Source organism: Shewanella sp. SW32 (genome assembly GCF_025653365.1).
Classification (GTDB): domain Bacteria; phylum Pseudomonadota; class Gammaproteobacteria; order Enterobacterales; family Shewanellaceae; genus Shewanella; species Shewanella oncorhynchi.
The window spans coordinates 1-815 of sequence record NZ_JAKKSJ010000098.1; the positions used below are offsets into that span (position 1 = coordinate 1).

An 815-nucleotide genomic window follows, 5' to 3' on the forward strand; every position below is an offset into this window, starting at 1 on the left:
TTCTTTTCCTAAGGGTACTTAGATGTTTCAGTTCCCCTCGTTCGCCTCGCAACACTATGTATTCATGTTGCGATAACAGCTTATGCTGCTGGGTTCCCCCATTCGGACATCGTTAGCTCAAATGCTTGTTACTAGCTCGCCAACGCTTTTCGCAAGTTACTACGTCCTTCATCGCCTCTGACTGCCAAGGCATCCACCGTATACGCTTAGTCGCTTAACCATACAACCCAAATGAGTTTCACTCATCTGMGCCGCATTGCGACCAGCTTGGTTTTACTTGTCTCACTTCTGACCAAAGAAGTGGACGCGCCTTAGACGTAAACTATTCAGCAAAGAATAATTTACTATTGAATATTCAAGACACTTAATAAAGTGTTTGAGAACTCATGTTCAATGCTTTCGCATTAAACGTTTTGTAATTAATCACATGACAGACTCATGCAATTAAATACTATCAGCTTTCCAAATTGTTAAAGAACAACATCTACCTGCAAGAGGGATGTTTCGCTCTGACTTCTCCTAAGAGAAGATAAACAAGCAATCTGTGTGAACACTCAAAAGTATCGAGTTAGTCGTATAGGTAAGGAGGTGATCCAGCCCCAGGTTCCCCTAGGGCTACCTTGTTACGACTTCACCCCAGTCATGAACCACAAAGTGGTGAGCGCCCCCCCGAAGGTTAAGCTACCCACTTCTTTTGCAGCCCACTCCCATGGTGTGACGGGCGGTGTGTACAAGGCCCGGGAACGTATTCACCGTGGCATTCTGATCCACGATTACTAGCGATTCCGACTTCATGGAGTCGAGTTGCAGACTCC

The 815-nt window shown here is 45.6% G+C and carries 2 rRNA genes; both read right to left on the bottom strand.

The window, feature by feature from the left end:
* Positions 1-220: ribosomal RNA gene (locus L5M28_RS23965) — 23S ribosomal RNA — on the bottom strand; the annotation flags it as partial.
* 361 nt (positions 221-581) lie between these two features.
* Positions 582-815, bottom strand: a 16S ribosomal RNA gene (locus tag L5M28_RS23970); the annotation flags it as partial.